Below are 16,654 nucleotides of genomic sequence, written 5' to 3'. Positions count from 1 at the left end.
TCTCTCGCTTCCGTCGACGGCGGCTCGCCGCACGGTCGCGGTGTCCCTACCGGCCGGGCGGTGAGGACGCATGCTAGTGCGCCGGGGATGCGTTGGGACCGCCCGTGCAGCGCCCGGAACGGGGCCTTCGGCCGGTTCCCGCCAGGGCTGTACGCCGCCGCGCGCGCCGCGGCGGGCCTGCAGTGTCACCCGGGCGTGGGCGCGTCCCCGCTGCCTTGACGATCCGCGGCCGGGGCTCCGGCCGAGGTCCCCGTACCGGCCGCGTCCAGCTCCGCGAGATCGGCCAGCAGGGCCTCGCCCAGCTCCAGTTCGGCCAGGTGCTGCCGCTCGCTCCAGCGCAGCGCGAGCGCGGGGAAGGCCCACTCCGGTACGTCGTCCGCCTGCGCCATGGCCTCCCGCACGGCGGCCAGTTCGCCCCGGGTGCGCTCCAGGTGGTCGCCGACCATCGCGCGCAGCAGCTCCGGCTCGGCGAGGTGGCCGAGCCAGATCCGCAGTAGCAGCCCGTGCTTGAGCACCGGCGGTCCGGCCTCCGCGGTCTCCGAGGCCCAGCCGGCGAGGGCCGCGCGCCCCGCGCCGGTGATGGCGTAGCGGCGCTTGGCCCGGGCCTCCTCCGGTCCCGAGCGCGCGGAGGCCGCGTACCCGAGCTCCTCCAGCCGGCGCAGTTCGGCGTAGATCTGGCTGATGGCCGGGGACCAGTAGAAGAAGCGCAGGGAGGAGTCCGCCCACTTCTTCAGCTCATACCCGGTGCGCTCCCCGGGGAAGGACAACAGCCCGAGCACGGCCCAGGCGGTCGCCGGTAGGTCTTGCTTCTTCGACGTCTGACTACTAGTCATATTCCGAATTGAAGTAAGGCCGGGCACGGGACGCAACCCTGGAGGCATCGTGAAATTCTCCGTGATCTTCGAAGCTCAGCTCGCCGACCCGACCGTGGAGCGGGAGCACCAGGTCATCCACGACTGCGTGGAGCAGGCCGTGCTCGCCGAGCAGATGGGATTCGACCGGATCTGGGCCGTCGAGCACCACTCCCTGAAGTGGTACGCACACATGTCGGCTCCCGAGGTCTTCCTGACCTGGGTCGCGGCCCGGACGCACACCATACGCATCGGCCACGGGGTCGTCTGCATGCCCTTCAACTTCAACCACCCGGTCCGGGTGGCCGAGCGGGCCGCCATGCTCGACCTGCTCTCCGGCGGCCGCCTCGACCTGGGCGCCGGGCGTGGCGGCACCGAGCAGGAGACCTCCCTGTGCGGGGTCGACCGGGAGCGCACCACGCAGGAGGTGGAGGAGGCGCTGCGGATCATCGGCAAGGCCTGGCAGGAGGAGGAGCTGGAGTACCACGGCGAGCTGATCGACATCGACCCGCACCCGATCCTGCCGCGGCCGCGGCAGACCCCGCATCCGCCGCTGTTCCTGGCGTGCAGCCGCGCCGAGACCCTCGTACAGGCCGCCGAACTGGGCGTCGGGGCCCTGGTGATGGGCTTCGCCGGGCCGGAGTCCATCGCCGGGATGCGGGCCGTGTACGACGGGGCGGTGGCCGGCCGGGACGGCGCCCGCTTCGTCTCCACCGCGGTCAACGACCACTTCTCGGTGCTCTGCCCGACCATCGTGCTCGACGATCCGGCCGAGGCGCGCCGCATCGGCATCCGCGGCCAGCGGTTCTTCGCCCAGTCCATCGGGCATTGGTACGGCGGCGCCGGCATCCCGGACGAGGCCGTGGTCGCGGGTGCCGACGAGGCGACGGAGATGCGCCGGGCGGCCGAGCAGGTGGTGGCCCGGCTGCACGAGCAGGCCATACCGGTGCGGCCCACCTCCACGGCGACCTTCCATGCCGATCACGCGTACGGGAGCGCCGACGACGCCATCGCGTACGTGCAGCGGCTCAAGGAGGCGGGTGCGGACGAGGTCATGTGCCTGATCCAGATGGGCACGGTGCCGCAGGAGGCCTGCCTGGAGACCCTGCGGCAGTGGGGCGAGAAGGTCATCCCGCACTTCCGCACCGCCTGAGTGACGGACGTCACCCACCGGCCCCGCGGGCACCCGCCCGCGGGGCCGACGGGCGCGGGTGGCGGTGCGCGAAAGGGGCGAAGCGCTCGCTCGGACGGTGGACGGCGGGAAGAATTACGGTGTCGATAGGGGTCGTGCAGGATAATTTCCCGCACAGGCCCTTGAGCAGGACAGGCCCGCACCCATACGCTGTGTTGACGCGAGGTTCTCCTGTGGAGGAAGTGACATGACGGAAATTCTTGTGCCGGGTTCTGGCGGTGCGGTGATAGCCGCCGGTGCGCGGGTGGTCGACCACCCGGCGTGGCCCGAGCTCAAGGCCGCCGTGGAGGAGATCCGCCCCTGGCAGGCCAAGGACGGCTCGATCGACTTCGAGGCCGCGGACGCCCCGGCTCCGACCGAGGTCGCAGCAGCCGTCGAGCGGGCGATCGCCGCCGTGGAGACGCTGTCGCCGCTGCTGCCGCACGCCGCCGCGTACCACCGCGCGCTCGTCTCCGACCTGAGCAAGTGGGTGGCGGACGGCTTCAAGGTGCCGGACTTCCTGGACTCCCTGCTGGCCTTCCACCCGGCCGCCGAGCGCGCCGACGGGCTCCAGCACCTGGTCGTCTTCCCCATGTACACGCAGAACGGCAACCTCGACCGCAACTTCGAGGCCGTCGTCCTGAAGATGGTGTGGCCCGAGTGGCTCTCCGAGCTGGAGCGCACCCGGTACGACAACCCGCTCTTCCTCGGCATCACCTTCGAGGACTTCACCCCGGGCTACGACACGCACTCCGCCGTGCTCTTCCCGGAGACCATCGCCGTCCGCGAGGCCCCCGAGCGCTTCACCTGGGGCGGCATCTTCTGCGACCGCGAGGCCGCCCGCTACCGCAAGGTCACCGAGGCCGCCGTCGACATCCTGGGCATCGAGCTGCCCGAGGACATCGCCCGCATGGTCGAGGACCAGGAGCGCTGCGAGAAGGCCTTCGTCCTGTGGGACATGGTCCACGACCGCACCCACAGCCACGGCGACCTGCCGTTCGACCCCTTCATGATCAAGCAGCGCCAGCCGTTCTGGATGTACGGCCTGGAGGAGCTGCGCTGTGACCTCACCGCCTTCAAGGAGGCCGTGAAGCTGGAGTCCGAGGGCAACGAGCACGGCCGCGACGTGCAGTACGCCGTCCTCTTCGACCGGATGTTCCGCTTCCCGGTCTCCGGTGACCGCAACCGCAACTACGACGGCCTCGGCGGCCAGCTGCTCTTCGCGTACCTCCACAAGCACGACGTCGTGCGCTGGACGGACAACACGCTGAAGATCGACTGGATGCGCGCCCCGCAGGTCACCAACCAGCTGTGCGCCGAGATCGAGGACCTCTACCGGGCCGGCATCGACCGTCCGAAGCTCGTCCACTGGTTCAAGGCGTACGAGCTGGTCTCCACCTACCTCGCCCCCCACCCGGGCTCCAAGTGGGCCAAGGGCCCCGACGCCCTCGACCTGACGCAGCCGCCGCGCAAGCTCGTCGACGACGTGCTTCCCGACGAGTTTCCGCTGAGCATGTTCTATGAGGCGCTCGCCAAGAAGCTCAAGGGAGTGATCGCCTCCACAAAGGGCATCACTGCAGTGAACGCCGATTCGGCCGAGCGGGTCGCCGCGTGAGCGCTCGCGCACAGGAGGCTGCACAGATGAACAGCGCTGGGAAGTCCGGGAACGGCAAGCTCCACGGTGCCGTCGTGGCGGTCGCCGGGGCCGGCGGCCCCGCCGGTCGCGCCGCCCTGCTCCGCCTCGCCGAGGCCGGTGCCGTGGTCGTCGCGGCCGACGCCGACCCGACGCGCCTCGCGGAGTCCGTGGACGCGGCCCGCTATGCCCACGGCGGCGCCACCGTCACCGGTGACACCGTGGACCTGCTCGACCTCGCGGCCACCAAGGCCTGGGCCGAGCGGACCGAGAAGGAGTTCGGCCGGATCGACGGGGTCGTCCACCTCGTCGGCGGCTGGCGCGGCAGCAAGACCTTCACCGACGTGGACCTCGCGGACTGGGACTTCCTGGAGAAGCTCCTGATCCGCACCGTCCAGCACACCTCGCTCGCCTTCCACGACGGGCTGCTGCGCAGTGACCGCGGCCGCTACGTCCTGATCAGCCAGTCCGGCGCGCACAAGCCGGTCGCCAACAACGCCGCGTACAACGCCGGCAAGGCGGCCGCCGAGGCCTGGACGCTCGCCCTCGCCGACTCCTTCCGCAAGGCGGGGGGCGAGGACGGCCCGGGCGCCGCGGCTGCGATCCTGGTGATCAAGGCACTGGTGCACGACGCGATGCGCGCCGAGCGCCCCAATGCGAAGTTCGCGGGCTTCACCGACGTCAAGGAGCTGGCCGAGGCCATCGCCGGCGTCTGGGAGCGGCCCGCCATCGATGTGAACGGACAGCGTCTGTGGCTCACTCCGCAACCGTGAAGACCGATGCCCACCGCCACCACGATCCGGCGGTGCGCGGATTCGCGAGCGACAACTACGCGGGGGTCCATCCGGAGATCCTGGAGGCCCTCGCCCTGGCCAACGGCGGCCACCAGGTCGCCTACGGCGAGGACGAGTACACCGAGTACCTGCAGAAGATCATCCGTAGCCACTTCGGCCCGTACGCGGAGGCCTTCCCGGTCTTCAACGGCACCGGCGCGAACGTCACGGCCCTCCAGGCCCTGACGGACCGCTGGGGTGCGGTGATCTGCGCCGAGTCGGCGCACATCAACGTCGACGAGGGCGGCGCCCCGGAGCGGATGGCCGGGCTCAAGCTGCTCACCGTCCCGACCCCGGACGGCAAGCTCACCCCCGAGCTCATCGACCGGCAGGCCTGGGGCTGGGAGGACGAGCACCGGGCGATGCCGCAGGTCGTCTCGATCACTCAGAACACCGAGCTCGGCACGGTCTACACACCGGACGAGATCCGGGCGATCTGCGAGCACGCACACGCCCACGGCATGAAGGTCCACCTCGACGGGGCCCGCATAGCCAACGCCGCGGCCTCGCTCGACGTGCCGATGCGCACGTTCACCAACACGGTGGGCGTGGACGTGCTGTCCTACGGCGGCACCAAGAACGGCATGATGTTCGGCGAGGCCGTGGTGGTCGTCAACCCGGACGCGGTCCGGCAGATGAAGCACATCCGCAAGATGTCGATGCAGCTCGCGTCCAAGATGCGGTTCGTGTCGGTGCAGCTGGAGGCACTGCTCGCCAAGGACCTGTGGCTGCGCAACGCCCGGCACGCCAACGCGATGGCGCAGCGGCTCGCGGCGGGGGTGCGCGAGACCGACGGGGTGGAGATCCTCTACCCGGTGCAGGCCAACGCGGTGTTCGCGAAGCTGCCGCAGGAGGTGTCGCGGAGGCTGCAGAAGCGCTACCGCTTCTACTTCTGGGACGAGGCCGCCGGCCACGTGCGCTGGATGTGCGGCTTCGACACCCAGGAGGAAGACGTGGACGGCTTCCTCCAGGCGCTGAAGGAAGAGCTGTCCCGCTGAAGATCTGAATAGATATACCCTCGGCCGCAAATCCATTGATCTGCGGTCGGGGGTATGCCTATGCTCCGGGCCATGCAGCTGATCCCGCAAAGCCCGGATGTGCACGCCTATCTGGCGGCAGATGAGGTCATCGACCACGACCACCCGCTCGTACGGGAGACCGCCGACGCCCTGTGGACCGCCACCGGCGACGCATACTCATACGCCAAAGCCGCCTTCGAGTTCGTCCGCGACACCATCCCGCACTCCGCCGACTCCGGGGACCTGCGCGTCTCCTGGCGCGCCTCGGACGTGCTGCGCACCCGCAACGGCATCTGCTTCGCCAAGTCCCATGCGCTGGTCGCCCTGTTGCGGGTCCGTGGCATCCCGGCCGGCCTCTGCTACCAGCGGCTCACCGATGACGACGGCTCGAACCCCGTCGTGCACGGGCTGATCGCCCTCCGGCTGCCGGGGGCCGCGGACTGGGCCCGCCAGGACCCGCGGGGCAACAAGCCCGGCGTGGACGCCCGGTTCGCGCTGGACGCCGAGAGGCTCGCCTTCCCCGTACGCCCCGGGCTCGGTGAGGTCGACTACCCCGAGCTGTACGCCGCCGCGCACCCGGCCGCGCTGGCGGCCCTCCAGGAGTCCGCCGACCGGCCCGAGCTGTGGCGGAACCTTCCGACGGAGATAGGAAAGTTTCCTGTCGGATAGCGTTGTCAACTTGGCATGCCCATGGGTATTTTCGGCGGCAGAACATCCCCGTTCCCCCCACCCCCGAACGGAAGGTGCTCCATGCGCCACGGAGTTCCCGCGGCTCTGGCCGCCCTGGCACTCGGCCTGACCGCGGCCCTGACCCTCACCCCCACCGCCCAGGCCGGGCCCCCGCCGGCTCCCGCCCCCGCCGCAGCCGCCGCTCCGGCGCAGTTCGCGCACCCCGGAGTCCTCAACAGCCGCGCCCAGCTGGACTTCGTACGCACGAAGGTGCAGGCGGGGGAGCAGCCGTGGAAGTCGGCGTTCGACGCCATGCTCGCGAGCCCGTACGGCTCGCAGTCGCGTACGCCCGAACCGCGCGCCGTCGTCGAGTGCGGCTCGTACTCGAACCCGGACAACGGCTGTTCCGAGGAGCGTGAGGACGCCATCGCCGCGTACAGCGACGCCCTCGCCTGGTACATCACCCGGGACGCCAAGTACGCGAAGAAGTCGATCGAGCTGATGGACGCCTGGTCCGCGAAGATCAAGGACCACACCAACACCAACGCCCCGCTGCAGAGCGGCTGGGCGGGCTCCACGTGGCCGCGCGCCGCGGAGATCATCAAACACACGTACACCGGCGGCTGGCCGAACCAGGGGCGCTTCGCCACCATGCTGCGCGACGTCTACCTGCCCGAGGTCATCAACGGGAAGCCGAACAACAACGGCAACTGGGAACTGATCATGATGGACGCCGCCATCGGCATCTCGGTCCATCTCGACGACCGCGCGAGCTACGACAAGGCGATGGCGATCTACCTCGGCCGGGTCCCGGCGTACTTCTACCTCGCCTCGGACGGGGCGCAGCCCACGTACCCGCCGCGCTCGACCATCGACACCAAGAGCGAGCTGATCGACTACTGGCAGGGCCAGAGCACCTTCGTGGACGGTCTCGCCCAGGAGACCTGCCGGGACTTCGGCCACACCGGGATGGCGATCGCCGCGACCATGCACGTCGCCGAGACCTCGCGGATCCAGGGACGCGACCTGTACCCGCAGTTCAAGGACCGGTTCCGGTACGCGCTCGGCTTCCACGCCCAGTACGAGCTCGGCGCGAAGGTGCCGTCCTGGCTGTGCGGCGGGAGCGTGACGAAGGGCATCGGCCCGGCCACCGAGGTCGGCTACAACGCCCTGCACACGCGCCTGGGCGTCAGCATGGACAACACCCGCAAGCTCACCGAGGGGCGGCGCCCGGCGGGCACCGAGAACCACTTCGAGGCATGGGAGACGCTGACCCACGCCGAGAACCCCAACTGACGGTCGGGCTCGACCGGCACACCGGCACGAAACCGCGGCCCCGCCGTGAACAGCGGGGCAGCACGATCACCCGACCTGGTGGTGCGGAATCAGCCCGCTTCCTTGACCTGGGCGGCCGTCGGCGCGGTGCCGCCCAGGTGCGCCGGCAGCCACCAGGTGTCCTCGGGGCCCTTGGGCTTGCCCGGGTAGGCGCTCTGCGCGGCGTCGAGCAGCTCCTGCACCCGCTCGCGCAGGCGGCGCGTGATGGCCCCGGCGTACTGGTCGGTGGGCGCCTCGATGGGCTCGCCGATGCGCATCGTCACCGGGATGTGGCTGCGCTTGAGGTTCTTCGGGCGGCCCTTGGTCCACAGCCGCTGGGTGCCCCACAGCGCCACCGGGATCAGCGGGACGCCGGCCTCCTGGGCCATGCGCGCGGCGCCCGACTTGAAGCTCTTGAGGGTGAACGACTGGGAGATCGTCGCCTCCGGGAACACGCCGATGATCTCGCCCGCGCGCAGCGAGTCGAGGGCGTGCTGGTAGGCCGTCTCGCCCTGCTTGCGGTCGACCGGGATGTGCTTCATCGCGCGCATCAGCGGGCCGGACACCTTGTGGCGGAAGACCGACTCCTTCGCCATGAAGCGGACCAGGCGCTTCTGCGGCCGCGCGGTCAGGCCGGCGAAGATGAAGTCGAGGTAGCCGATGTGGTTCGACACGAGAACCGCCCCGCCCTTGCGCGGGATGTTCTCCGTGCCCTTCATGTCGATGCGGATGTCCAGCGCCTTGAAGAGGGTGTGGGCGGCGCCGATCACCGGAGGGTAGACGAGCTCAGCCATGAGGGGGAGACCCCGCTTTCTGCCTGGGGAGGTGCTCCCGGCCGGAAGTTACGGCTGCGTAGGTACGCTGCCCTTGGGGATCGTGCCCCATACGCGGGCTGCTGGCCAGCCCAGACGACCGTGCCCGAGGAGATTCTCGTCACGCCGGGAATGCGGTGCGTAGCCGGGGCGCTCGGATCACCGTACGAACGCAGTTCAATGATGCGGCAACGAGGTCCGCGGCGACGGGAGCACGGGTGCACGGGGACGAGGACGGGCAGGTCACGGGCCTGGTACGGCTGGGCGCGGCGGAACTGGGCGCACCGCTCGGGCGCCGGGCCAGCCTGGTGCAGTTCTCCAGCGCGTTCTGCCAGCCCTGCCGGGCCACCCGGCGGATCCTCGCCGACGTGGCCGGCCTGGTCGAGGGCGTCGAGCACATCGAGATCGACGCTGAAGCCCGTCTCGAGCTGGTGCGCGCCCTCGGCATCGAGAAGACGCCGACCGTGCTCGTCCTCGACGCCGGGGGCCGGATCGTGCGGCGCGCGGTGGGGATGCCGCGCAAGGCGGACGTGATCGCCGCGCTGGGCGCCGCGGTATGACGGGCACGGCGGCCGGTCCGAAGACCGGTCCGAAGACCGGTCCGATGGCCGGTCCTATGACCGGCGCGCCGGTGCACGCGCCCGCACGCAGCGTGACGCGCCTCGCATCTGCCCGATGCGGCTTGACTGTGTACACGGGAGATCGCCAGGCTGGCGGCATGCGGTATGAACTCCTGCTTTACGGGCGGGTCCACGTGGACCTCGTCCGCTACGCGAGCGCGCGTTGTCAGGGCCACTGAACGAACCCGGTCCCCGACCCGATCCCACCGCGCCCGTGCCCGCCGCCTCCGCGGCAGAAGGAAGCACCTCCATGACGGCCCCGACCGCCTCCACCGTTCCCACCGCCGACTCCGGCCGGCCCGGCTCGCCGGACCTGCTGCGCTCCGTCTTCCGCCGGCATGCCGCGGGAGTGGCCGTGATCACCGCCGAGGACGGCGGCCGCCCGGTCGGGTTCACCGCGACCTCGCTCAACTCGGTCTCCGCCGATCCTCCACTGCTGTCCTTCACCATCGCCACGGGGGCCTCCAGCTGGCCCGCGATACGCGACTCCGAGCACCTCGGCGTCCACATACTCGGCGAGCACCAGCAGGACCTCGCGGGCCTGTTCGCCCGCAGCGGCGCCGACCGGTTCGGGCCCGGCACGGGCTGGGCCCCGGGTCCGCACGGGGTTCCGGTGCTGGACGACGTACTGGCGTGGCTGGTGTGCCGGGTGGTGGCGCGCGTACCGGCCGGGGCGCACCGGGTGATCATCGCTGAGGCGGTGACCGGGGACCCGGCCGGGGAAGGCCGGCCGCTGCTGTACCACCAGGGTCGCTTCAACGCGCTGCGCGACTGAATCGTCCCTGCTGGGGCGGGTTCGGGCGGCGTTGGACAGATCACAGTTCACCGGCCTTGCCACCGTGGAACACCCACGGTGTACTGACGAGTAACATTCCCTTCGGAGCGCGGGCCGCCCCGACCGGGATCCGCCCGACAAGGCGCCTATGCTGCCTGCACAAGGCGGTATCAGAAAAAAGACGATGCGGTAGGAGAGCCGGCGTGAGCCTGAGGATCGTTGTCTGTGTGAAGTACGTGCCCGACGCCACCGGCGACCGGCACTTCGCCGATGACCTGACGGTCGACCGCGACGACGTCGACGGTCTGCTGTCGGAGCTCGACGAGTACGCCGTCGAGCAGGCGCTGCAGATCGCCGAAGACGCCGACGACGCCGAGATCACCGTCCTGACGGTGGGCCCCGAGGACGCCAAGGACGCGCTGCGCAAGGCGCTGTCCATGGGTGCCGACAAGGCCATCCACGTCGAGGACGACGACCTGCACGGCAGCGACGTCATGGGCACCTCGCTGGTGCTCGCCAAGGCGATCGAGAAGGCCGGCTACGACCTGGTCATCACCGGCATGGCCTCGACCGACGGCACCATGGGCGTGCTCCCGGCGATCCTGGCCGAGCGCCTGGGCGTCCCGCAGGTCACCCTGCTCTCCGAGGTCAAGGTCGAGGACGGCACCGTGACGGGCCGCCGCGACGGCGACTCCGCGAGCGAGCAGCTGGAGGCCTCCCTCCCGGCGCTCGTCTCCGTGACGGACCAGTCGGGCGAGGCCCGCTACCCCTCCTTCAAGGGCATCATGGCCGCCAAGAAGAAGCCGGTGGAGTCCTGGGACCTGGAGGAGCTGGAGATCGAGTCGGACGAGGTCGGCCTCGAAGGCTCCTGGACCGCGGTCGACTCCGCGACGCAGCGCCCGGCCCGCACCGCCGGCACGATCGTCAAGGACGAGGGCGAGGGCGGCAAGTCGCTGGCCGAGTTCCTGGCCGGCCAGAAGTTCATCTAAGAGCTTCGGTCACCTCTGTTAGCCCCCAGATACTTCGCAATCGCAGGAGAGCAGTCCCATGGCTGAAGTTCTCGTCTACGTCGACCACGCGGACGGTGCCGTCCGCAAGCCCACCCTTGAGCTGCTGACGCTGGCCCGCCGCATCGGCGAGCCCGTCGCCGTCGCCCTCGGCGCCGGTGCCGAGGCCACCGCCGCGGTGCTCGCCGAGCACGGTGCGGTCAAGGTCCTGACCGCCGACGCCCCCGAGTTCACCGAGTACCTCGTCGTACCGAAGGTGGACGCGCTCCAGGCCGCGTACGACGCCGTCTCCCCGGCCGCCGTGCTCGTCCCTTCCTCCGCCGAGGGCAAGGAGATCGCCGCCCGCCTGGCGGTCCGCATCGGCTCCGGCATCATCACCGACGCCGTCGACCTGGGGGCCGGTGACGAGGGCCCGGTCGCGACGCAGGCCGCCTTCGCCGCGTCCTTCACCACCAAGTCCCGTGTCTCCAAGGGCACCCCGGTCATCACCGTCAAGCCGAACTCGGCTCCGGTCGAGGCCGCCCCGGCCGCCGGCACCGTCGAGGCGCTCGCCGTCACCTTCGGCGCCCTGGCCACCGGCACCAAGGTCGTCTCGCGCACCCCGCGCGAGTCGACCGGCCGCCCCGAGCTGACCGAGGCCGCGATCGTGGTCTCCGGCGGCCGCGGCGTCAACGGCGCCGAGAACTTCCACATCATCGAGGAGCTCGCGGACTCCCTCGGTGCCGCCGTCGGCGCCTCGCGCGCCGCCGTCGACGCCGGCTGGTACCCGCACTCCAACCAGGTCGGCCAGACCGGCAAGTCGGTCTCCCCGCAGCTGTACATCGCCTCCGGCATCTCGGGCGCGATCCAGCACCGGGCCGGCATGCAGACCTCGAAGACCATCGTGGCCATCAACAAGGACGCCGAGGCCCCGATCTTCGACCTGGTCGACTACGGCGTGGTCGGCGACCTCTTCGCGGTCGTCCCGCAGCTGACCGAGGAGATCAAGGCCCGCAAGGGCTGACCTGCGTCGATGCTGTGACTCGGGGCCGCGTGGTGACACTCACCACGCGGCCCCGAGGTGTTTCCTGCAACCATTGACTAGACAAGAACCCCTCATTAAATTCTGCTATGCGGATCTATGCTTCCGTGAAGCGGAAAAAGAGGAGAGTGCGCGATGGGTCAGCAGGAGAAGGTGGCGACGAGCCTCGCAGGCGCGGTCAGCGAGGGAATCAGCGCCTCCCTGGCGCCGGTGGACGCGGAGCTGGCGCGCCACTACCCGGGCGACCCCGGCACCCGCCAGCCCATCCACACGGTCTACGTCCCCGGTGACGTATTCGCCGCCGACACCATCCGCTCCTGGGGCGACCAGGCCCTCGCCGCCCTCGACGAGCACGCCCCGGACGCCGCCACCTTCGCCAAGGTCCTCGGCATCTCCGACGAGCTCGCCGTACCGGTCTACGACCGGGTCCGCGCCAAGCTGCAGCGCGAGCCCATCGAGGACCTCCGCGTCGACTTCGAGGACGGCTTCGGCGTCCGCTCCGACGAGGAGGAGGACCAGGCGGCCGCCCGCGCCGCCCGCCTCGTCTCCGAAGCCTTCTCCAACGGCACGAACGCCCCGTACATGGGCATCCGCATGAAGTGCATGGAGTCCAACGTCCGCGACCGCGGCATCCGCACCACCGACATCTTCCTGTCCGGGCTGCTGGAGCACGGCGGGCTGCCCGAGGGCCTCGTCCTGACCCTCCCGAAGGTCACGTACGCCGAGCAGGTCAGCGCCTTCGTCAAGCTGCTGGAGGCCTTCGAGACCGCCCGCGGCCTGCGCCCGGGCCGGATCGGCTTCGAGATCCAGATCGAGACCAGCCAGTCGATCGTCGCCTCCGACGGCACCGCCACCGTGGCCCGGATGATCGAGGCCTCCAAGGGCCGCGCCACCGGCCTGCACTACGGCACCTTCGACTACAGCGCCTGCGTCGGCGTCTCGGCCGCGTACCAGTCGAGCGACCACCCCGCCGCCGACCACGCCAAGGCGATCATGCAGGTCGCGGCCGCCGGCACCGGCGTACGCGTCTCCGACGGCTCCACGAACGTCCTGCCGATCGGCAGTACCGAGCACGTCCACGAGGCCTGGAAGCTGCACTACGGCCTCACCCGCCGGGCCCTGGCCCGCGCGTACTACCAGGGCTGGGACATGCACCCGGGCCACCTGCCGACCCGCTACGCGGCGGTGTTCACCTTCTACCGCGAGGGCCTCGAAGCCGCTGCCGCGCGGCTGAAGGCGTACGTCGCGAAGATCGAGGGCGACGTGATGGACGAGCCGGCCACGGCCAAGGCCCTGGCCGGATACCTGGTCCGCGGCCTGGACTGCGGCGCGGTGGGTGCGGAGGAGGTCGCCGCCCTGACCGGCCTGACCCGCGCCGAGCTGGACGCGTTCGCGATCCCGCGCCGCTCGGCGACGCTGACGGCGACCGCCTGATCCGCCGCGCGGTGGACGAGGCCCGGCCGGGGACGCCCCGGCCGGGCCTCGCGGCGTCTTACAGCGGGCCGATGATCCAGCGGTTCAGGGTTCCGTCCCGGCCCGCGGAGGCCGGCAGGCGGCCGTCGGGTGAGAAGGCCACGTCCCGGACCGGGGCGAGGTGCCCGACGAGGCGGTGCCGGAGGGCGTACGGGGCCGGGCCGGCGGGAGGGCGGGCCGGCGGGCCGGGGGGGGCTGGTCGGGATCCGGTCGGGATCCGGTCGGGCGGTGGGCCCGGGAGCCGGTCCGGCCGTCGGACCGGTCCCCGGTTCAGGATGCCGTGGTGTCCGGGCCCGGTCGGCCGGGCCGAGGGAGTCGGCAGGTTGGTGGGGCGCGGCGGGGCGCGAGGGCCGGTGGCCGATTCCCCGAGGGCCTCCCGTACTGCTTCCCCGCCCTCGGTGGCGCTCCGCGCGGCACGGGCGGCGCGGGCGGCGCGGGCACGGGAGTGCCCGGAGGACTGCATCGCGGCAGGTTCCCGCCAGCGCCGACGCCAGGCATCGAGTTCGGGTGCCGTGTGGGAGGGGACGGCGGTCGGACGGCCGTATCCGTCGTAGGACAGCATGACCCGGACCAGCGCCATGAAGGTGTCCAACCGGACAAGCCGCTTGCCGTTGAAGATGTCGCTCTGGGTGGCCACCGCCAGCCGGATCTGCGTCATGGATCCGGCCGCGCGCGCTCCCGGATCGCGGTAGGAGGGCATGCCCCGTTCGATCCGTAATCGCGTCAGATCACCGGCGAGCGCGGCGAGTCCCTCTTCGAAGGCGGCGCGCGGTTGCGGCTCCATGTCCCCCATGTCCCCCCTCGGCCATGTGTGGCCGCCCAGGTTGGAACGTCGCGGGCGGAACAGTCCGGAACTTTCCCGAACAGCCGGGAACAGCCGCGGCGTTCCACCGAACAACCCCGTCGTTCAAGGGACTTCCGGGGCGATCGGCTCGGACCGGGTTCGTTGCGTACGTGGGCGCCGGCGGCCCGGCCGGGGGCGCAATCGAGCCATGACCACTCCACGTGAAACGCAGCAGCCGTTCCTGTCCCTGCACACCGCCGTCGTGCTCGTCATCGCCCTGCTGATCGGCGGCGTGGTCGGCGGACCGAGCTTCCTGGGCGGCGTTCCCGTCGCCCTGTCCGCACTCGCCGGGCTCACCGCCACCGGCGGGGCCGTGCCCGTGCTGCGCGGGCTGATCTTCTGAAGCCGAACCCTTATGCGGCCGGGGGGATTTCGCCCGAGCCGCGGGGGATCAGCCGGGTCGGGAGTTCGATGCGAGCCGGGTCGAGGGCGGCGCCCGCGAGGCGCTGGAACAGGCGGTCCGTGGCCACCCGGCCCAGGGCCGCCGGGTCCTGGGCCACCACCGACACCCCGGGGCGCAGCAGGTCGGCCAGCTCGAAATCGTCGAAGCCGACCAGGGCCACCGGCACCGGGTGCTCGGCCAGGACCCGTACCAGCGTCACCGTCACCCGGTTGTTCCCCGCGAAGACCGCCGTGACGGGGTCGGGGCCCGTCAGCATCGCGCGGGCCGCCTCCCCGACGCGGTCCGGGGAGGTCGAGCCGAGGGAGACCCAGGGCTCCGCCACCGGCAGGCCCGCGTCCGCCATCGCCGCGCGGTAGCCGCGCAGGCGCTCCGTAGCCGTGTGGATGTGCGGGTGGTCCCCGATGAAGCCGATCCGGCGGTGGCCGCCCCCGATCAGGTGCGCCACGCCCGCGCGGGCACCGCCGAAGCTGTCCGACAGCACCACGTCCGCGTCGATCCGGCCCGCCGGCCGGTCCACGAACACCGTCGCCACCCCCGCCCGGATCTCCGGCTCCAGGTAGCGGTGGTCGTCCCCGGCCGGGATCACGATCAGCCCGTCCACCCGGCGCGCGCACAGCGCCAGCGCCAACTCCCGCTCCCGGTCGGGATCCTCGGCGCTGGACCCGTTGATGAGCAGCGCCCCGTGGGCCCGGGCCACTTCCTCCACGGCCCGGTTCAGCGGTCCGTAGAAGGGGTCCGCGAGATCCTCCAGGACCAGCCCGACGGTGGCCGTACGGCCCTTGCGCAACACGCGGGCGCTGTCGTTGCGGCGGAAACCGAGCGCCTCGATGGCCTCCTGGACCCGCCGCACGGTGTCCGGGGTGACGCCCGCCTCGCCGTTGACCACGCGCGAGACCGTCTTCAGGCCCACGCCCGCACGGGACGCCACGTCCTTCATGGTCGGCCGGTTGCCGTAGCGGGGGTCGGACGGGCGGCGGGTCTGCGGCACGGGACGGAAACCTCCGGAGGCGGCGGGGCGGGCGGGGCGGGCGGGGCCGGGATCTGACCTTTCCGACCTTGAGGATAAGCACTGGGCCGGGGAGCGGGTTTCCGTGGCAGGGTGATGCGGGCAAGCCACTGGGGGCTCCGGACGAGCCATGGGGAGAGGGGTAGACGTGATTGTCTGGATCAACGGCACATTCGGCGCCGGGAAGACCAGCACGGCCCGCGAACTGACCGGGATCCTGCCGGACAGCACCCTGTACGACCCGGAGCTCGTCGGCGACTCACTACGCCAACTGCTGCCGCGCAAACGCCTCGCGGAGGTCTCCGACTACCAGGACCTGCCGAGCTGGCGGCGCCTGGTGGTGGACACGGCCGCCGCGATGCTCGCGGAGCTGGGCGGGGTGCTGGTGGTGCCGATGACGCTGCTGCGGCAGGAGTACCGGGACGAGATCTTCGGCGGGCTGGCGGCGCGCCGGATTCCGGTGCGACATGTGCTGCTCGCCCCGGAGGAAACGATCCTGCGCGAGCGGATCGCGACGCGGGAGGAGCCGGGGGACCCCGCCGACGTGGACGTGCGGGTGCGGCAGTGGGCGTACGGCCATATCCCCGCCTACCAGCAGGCGCTGGGCGGCTGGCTGGCGGCGGACGCGCACGTCATCGACAACGGCGCCCTGAGCGTGCGGGAGACGGCGGAGCGGATAGCCGAAGCCGTACGCACGGACGCGGCCCGGGTCTGCGACATCGTGCAGACGCCGGAGCCGACCCGGGAGACGGTGGCGGCCGGGGTGCTGCTGTTCGACGACGAGGACCGGGTGCTGTTGGTCGATCCGACGTACAAGCCGGGTTGGGAGTTCCCGGGCGGGGTCGTGGAGGCGGGCGAGGCGCCGGGCGGCGCCGGGGTGCGGGAGGTCGCGGAGGAACTGGGCCTGGCGCTGGACGCCGTACCGGGGCTGCTGGTCGTGGACTGGGAGCCGCCGGTGCCTCCGGCGTACGGGGGACTGCGGCTGCTGTTCGACGGGGGCCGCCTCTCGCCCGCCGCCGCGGCGGGGCTCCGGCTGCCGGGTCCGGAGCTGCGGGCGTGGCGGTTCGTCACGGAGGAGGAGGCGGCGGGCCTGCTCCCACCGGTCCGCTACGAGCGACTCCGCTGGGCCCTGCGGGCCCGCGAGCGCGGCCGCCCCCTCTACCTGGAGGCCGGCCGCCCCACGCCGTGACCCCTGGGGACAGC

Annotated in this window: 18 protein-coding genes; 14 read left to right on the top strand and 4 right to left on the bottom strand. The window is 71.5% G+C overall.

Annotation, left to right across the window (positions count from 1 at the left end):
* Positions 1–185: 185 nt before the first annotated feature.
* Complete coding sequence (locus ACIQU4_RS35750; protein ID WP_403739936.1) at positions 186–833, bottom strand: PadR family transcriptional regulator; 648 nt, start codon at positions 831–833, stop codon at positions 186–188.
* A gap of 49 nt (positions 834–882) precedes the next feature.
* Between ACIQU4_RS35750 and ACIQU4_RS35745 the strand changes: the two genes are divergently transcribed.
* The 6 genes from ACIQU4_RS35745 to ACIQU4_RS35720 all read left to right on the top strand — a co-directional run bounded on the left by ACIQU4_RS35745 (position 883) and on the right by ACIQU4_RS35720 (position 7,472).
* Complete coding sequence (locus ACIQU4_RS35745) at positions 883–2,004, top strand: LLM class flavin-dependent oxidoreductase (protein WP_403739933.1); 1,122 nt, start codon at positions 883–885, stop codon at positions 2,002–2,004.
* 226 nt (positions 2,005–2,230) lie between these two features.
* The gene (locus ACIQU4_RS35740) at positions 2,231–3,637 is read left to right on the top strand and encodes a DUF6421 family protein (protein WP_403739930.1); all 1,407 of its coding nucleotides are present in this window, start codon (positions 2,231–2,233) and stop codon (positions 3,635–3,637) included.
* Positions 3,638–3,663: 26 nt separating this feature from the next.
* The gene (locus tag ACIQU4_RS35735; protein WP_403739927.1) at positions 3,664–4,428 is read left to right on the top strand and encodes an SDR family NAD(P)-dependent oxidoreductase; all 765 of its coding nucleotides are present in this window, start codon (positions 3,664–3,666) and stop codon (positions 4,426–4,428) included.
* Positions 4,425–5,486 (top strand): threonine aldolase family protein, encoded by a 1,062-nt coding sequence (locus tag ACIQU4_RS35730; RefSeq protein ID WP_403739925.1) that lies wholly within the window; start codon positions 4,425–4,427, stop codon positions 5,484–5,486. Before ACIQU4_RS35735 ends, ACIQU4_RS35730 begins: the two co-directional genes overlap by 4 nt.
* A gap of 72 nt (positions 5,487–5,558) precedes the next feature.
* Positions 5,559–6,176, top strand: coding sequence for a transglutaminase family protein (locus tag ACIQU4_RS35725; RefSeq protein ID WP_403739922.1), 618 nt, complete (start codon positions 5,559–5,561; stop codon positions 6,174–6,176).
* A gap of 81 nt (positions 6,177–6,257) precedes the next feature.
* A complete protein-coding gene (locus ACIQU4_RS35720; protein ID WP_403739920.1) occupies positions 6,258–7,472 on the top strand; it encodes an alginate lyase family protein in 1,215 nt (404 codons plus the stop codon).
* 89 nt (positions 7,473–7,561) lie between these two features.
* On the opposite strand, the gene ACIQU4_RS35715 is transcribed toward ACIQU4_RS35720, so the two are convergent.
* Positions 7,562–8,284, bottom strand: a complete 723-nt coding sequence (locus ACIQU4_RS35715) for a lysophospholipid acyltransferase family protein (protein WP_403739917.1) — start codon at positions 8,282–8,284, stop codon at positions 7,562–7,564.
* A 236-nt stretch (positions 8,285–8,520) separates the two neighbouring features.
* Between ACIQU4_RS35715 and ACIQU4_RS35710 the strand changes: the two genes are divergently transcribed.
* The 6 genes from ACIQU4_RS35710 to ACIQU4_RS35685 all read left to right on the top strand — a co-directional run bounded on the left by ACIQU4_RS35710 (position 8,521) and on the right by ACIQU4_RS35685 (position 13,159).
* Complete coding sequence (locus ACIQU4_RS35710; RefSeq protein WP_387283115.1) at positions 8,521–8,862, top strand: thioredoxin family protein; 342 nt, start codon at positions 8,521–8,523, stop codon at positions 8,860–8,862.
* Positions 8,859–9,101, top strand: coding sequence for a putative leader peptide (locus ACIQU4_RS35705; RefSeq protein ID WP_403739914.1), 243 nt, complete (start codon positions 8,859–8,861; stop codon positions 9,099–9,101). The genes ACIQU4_RS35710 and ACIQU4_RS35705 overlap by 4 nt, the downstream gene beginning before the upstream one ends.
* Positions 9,102–9,172: 71 nt before the next feature.
* Positions 9,173–9,697: a flavin reductase family protein gene (locus tag ACIQU4_RS35700; RefSeq protein WP_403739911.1), complete on the top strand. Its 525-nt coding sequence runs from the start codon at positions 9,173–9,175 to the stop codon at positions 9,695–9,697.
* Between the two features lie 203 nt (positions 9,698–9,900).
* Positions 9,901–10,686, top strand: coding sequence for an electron transfer flavoprotein subunit beta/FixA family protein (locus ACIQU4_RS35695; RefSeq protein ID WP_078988286.1), 786 nt, complete (start codon positions 9,901–9,903; stop codon positions 10,684–10,686).
* Between the two features lie 58 nt (positions 10,687–10,744).
* Entirely contained in the window at positions 10,745–11,707 is a 963-nt protein-coding gene (locus ACIQU4_RS35690; RefSeq protein ID WP_403739907.1) for an electron transfer flavoprotein subunit alpha/FixB family protein, read from the top strand.
* A gap of 153 nt (positions 11,708–11,860) precedes the next feature.
* A complete protein-coding gene (locus ACIQU4_RS35685) occupies positions 11,861–13,159 on the top strand; it encodes a DUF6986 family protein (protein WP_403739904.1) in 1,299 nt (432 codons plus the stop codon).
* A 58-nt stretch (positions 13,160–13,217) separates the two neighbouring features.
* Here the strand turns inward: ACIQU4_RS35685 and ACIQU4_RS35680 are convergent, their stop codons facing one another.
* Entirely contained in the window at positions 13,218–13,982 is a 765-nt protein-coding gene (locus ACIQU4_RS35680; protein ID WP_403739901.1) for a hypothetical protein, read from the bottom strand.
* Positions 13,983–14,190: 208 nt separating this feature from the next.
* Here ACIQU4_RS35680 and ACIQU4_RS35675 point away from each other — a divergent pair, with 208 nt between their 5' ends.
* A complete protein-coding gene (locus tag ACIQU4_RS35675; RefSeq protein ID WP_403739899.1) occupies positions 14,191–14,385 on the top strand; it encodes a hypothetical protein in 195 nt (64 codons plus the stop codon).
* 10 nt (positions 14,386–14,395) lie between these two features.
* On the opposite strand, the gene ACIQU4_RS35670 is transcribed toward ACIQU4_RS35675, so the two are convergent.
* Entirely contained in the window at positions 14,396–15,433 is a 1,038-nt protein-coding gene (locus ACIQU4_RS35670) for a LacI family DNA-binding transcriptional regulator (protein ID WP_403739896.1), read from the bottom strand.
* Between the two features lie 166 nt (positions 15,434–15,599).
* On the opposite strand from ACIQU4_RS35670, the gene ACIQU4_RS35665 reads away from it, so the two are divergent.
* Positions 15,600–16,640, top strand: a complete 1,041-nt coding sequence (locus ACIQU4_RS35665; protein ID WP_403739893.1) for an NUDIX domain-containing protein — start codon at positions 15,600–15,602, stop codon at positions 16,638–16,640.
* Positions 16,641–16,654: the final 14 nt, after the last annotated feature.

The sequence above is a fragment of the Streptomyces sp. NPDC090741 genome, from assembly GCF_044769045.1.
Lineage (GTDB): Bacteria > Actinomycetota > Actinomycetes > Streptomycetales > Streptomycetaceae > Streptomyces.
The sequence above is the reverse complement of the archived record's forward strand: the minus strand, read 5'-3'. Positions and strand labels throughout refer to the sequence as shown.

Bases quoted from the DNA above. Each gene is read 5' to 3' on its own strand.
- ACIQU4_RS35690 (WP_403739907.1), top strand. From the start codon at position 10,745: ATGGCTGAAGTTCTCGTCTACGTCGACCACGCGGACGGTGCCGTCCGC.
- ACIQU4_RS35725 (WP_403739922.1), top strand. From the start codon at position 5,559: ATGCAGCTGATCCCGCAAAGCCCGGATGTGCACGCCTATCTGGCGGCA.
- ACIQU4_RS35740 (WP_403739930.1), top strand. From the start codon at position 2,231: ATGACGGAAATTCTTGTGCCGGGTTCTGGCGGTGCGGTGATAGCCGCC.
- ACIQU4_RS35675 (WP_403739899.1), top strand. From the start codon at position 14,191: ATGACCACTCCACGTGAAACGCAGCAGCCGTTCCTGTCCCTGCACACC.
- ACIQU4_RS35750 (WP_403739936.1), bottom strand. From the start codon at position 833: ATGACTAGTAGTCAGACGTCGAAGAAGCAAGACCTACCGGCGACCGCC.
- ACIQU4_RS35720 (WP_403739920.1), top strand. From the start codon at position 6,258: ATGCGCCACGGAGTTCCCGCGGCTCTGGCCGCCCTGGCACTCGGCCTG.
- ACIQU4_RS35685 (WP_403739904.1), top strand. From the start codon at position 11,861: ATGGGTCAGCAGGAGAAGGTGGCGACGAGCCTCGCAGGCGCGGTCAGC.
- ACIQU4_RS35715 (WP_403739917.1), bottom strand. From the start codon at position 8,284: ATGGCTGAGCTCGTCTACCCTCCGGTGATCGGCGCCGCCCACACCCTC.
- ACIQU4_RS35735 (WP_403739927.1), top strand. From the start codon at position 3,664: ATGAACAGCGCTGGGAAGTCCGGGAACGGCAAGCTCCACGGTGCCGTC.
- ACIQU4_RS35700 (WP_403739911.1), top strand. From the start codon at position 9,173: ATGACGGCCCCGACCGCCTCCACCGTTCCCACCGCCGACTCCGGCCGG.
- ACIQU4_RS35705 (WP_403739914.1), top strand. From the start codon at position 8,859: ATGACGGGCACGGCGGCCGGTCCGAAGACCGGTCCGAAGACCGGTCCG.
- ACIQU4_RS35680 (WP_403739901.1), bottom strand. From the start codon at position 13,982: ATGGAGCCGCAACCGCGCGCCGCCTTCGAAGAGGGACTCGCCGCGCTC.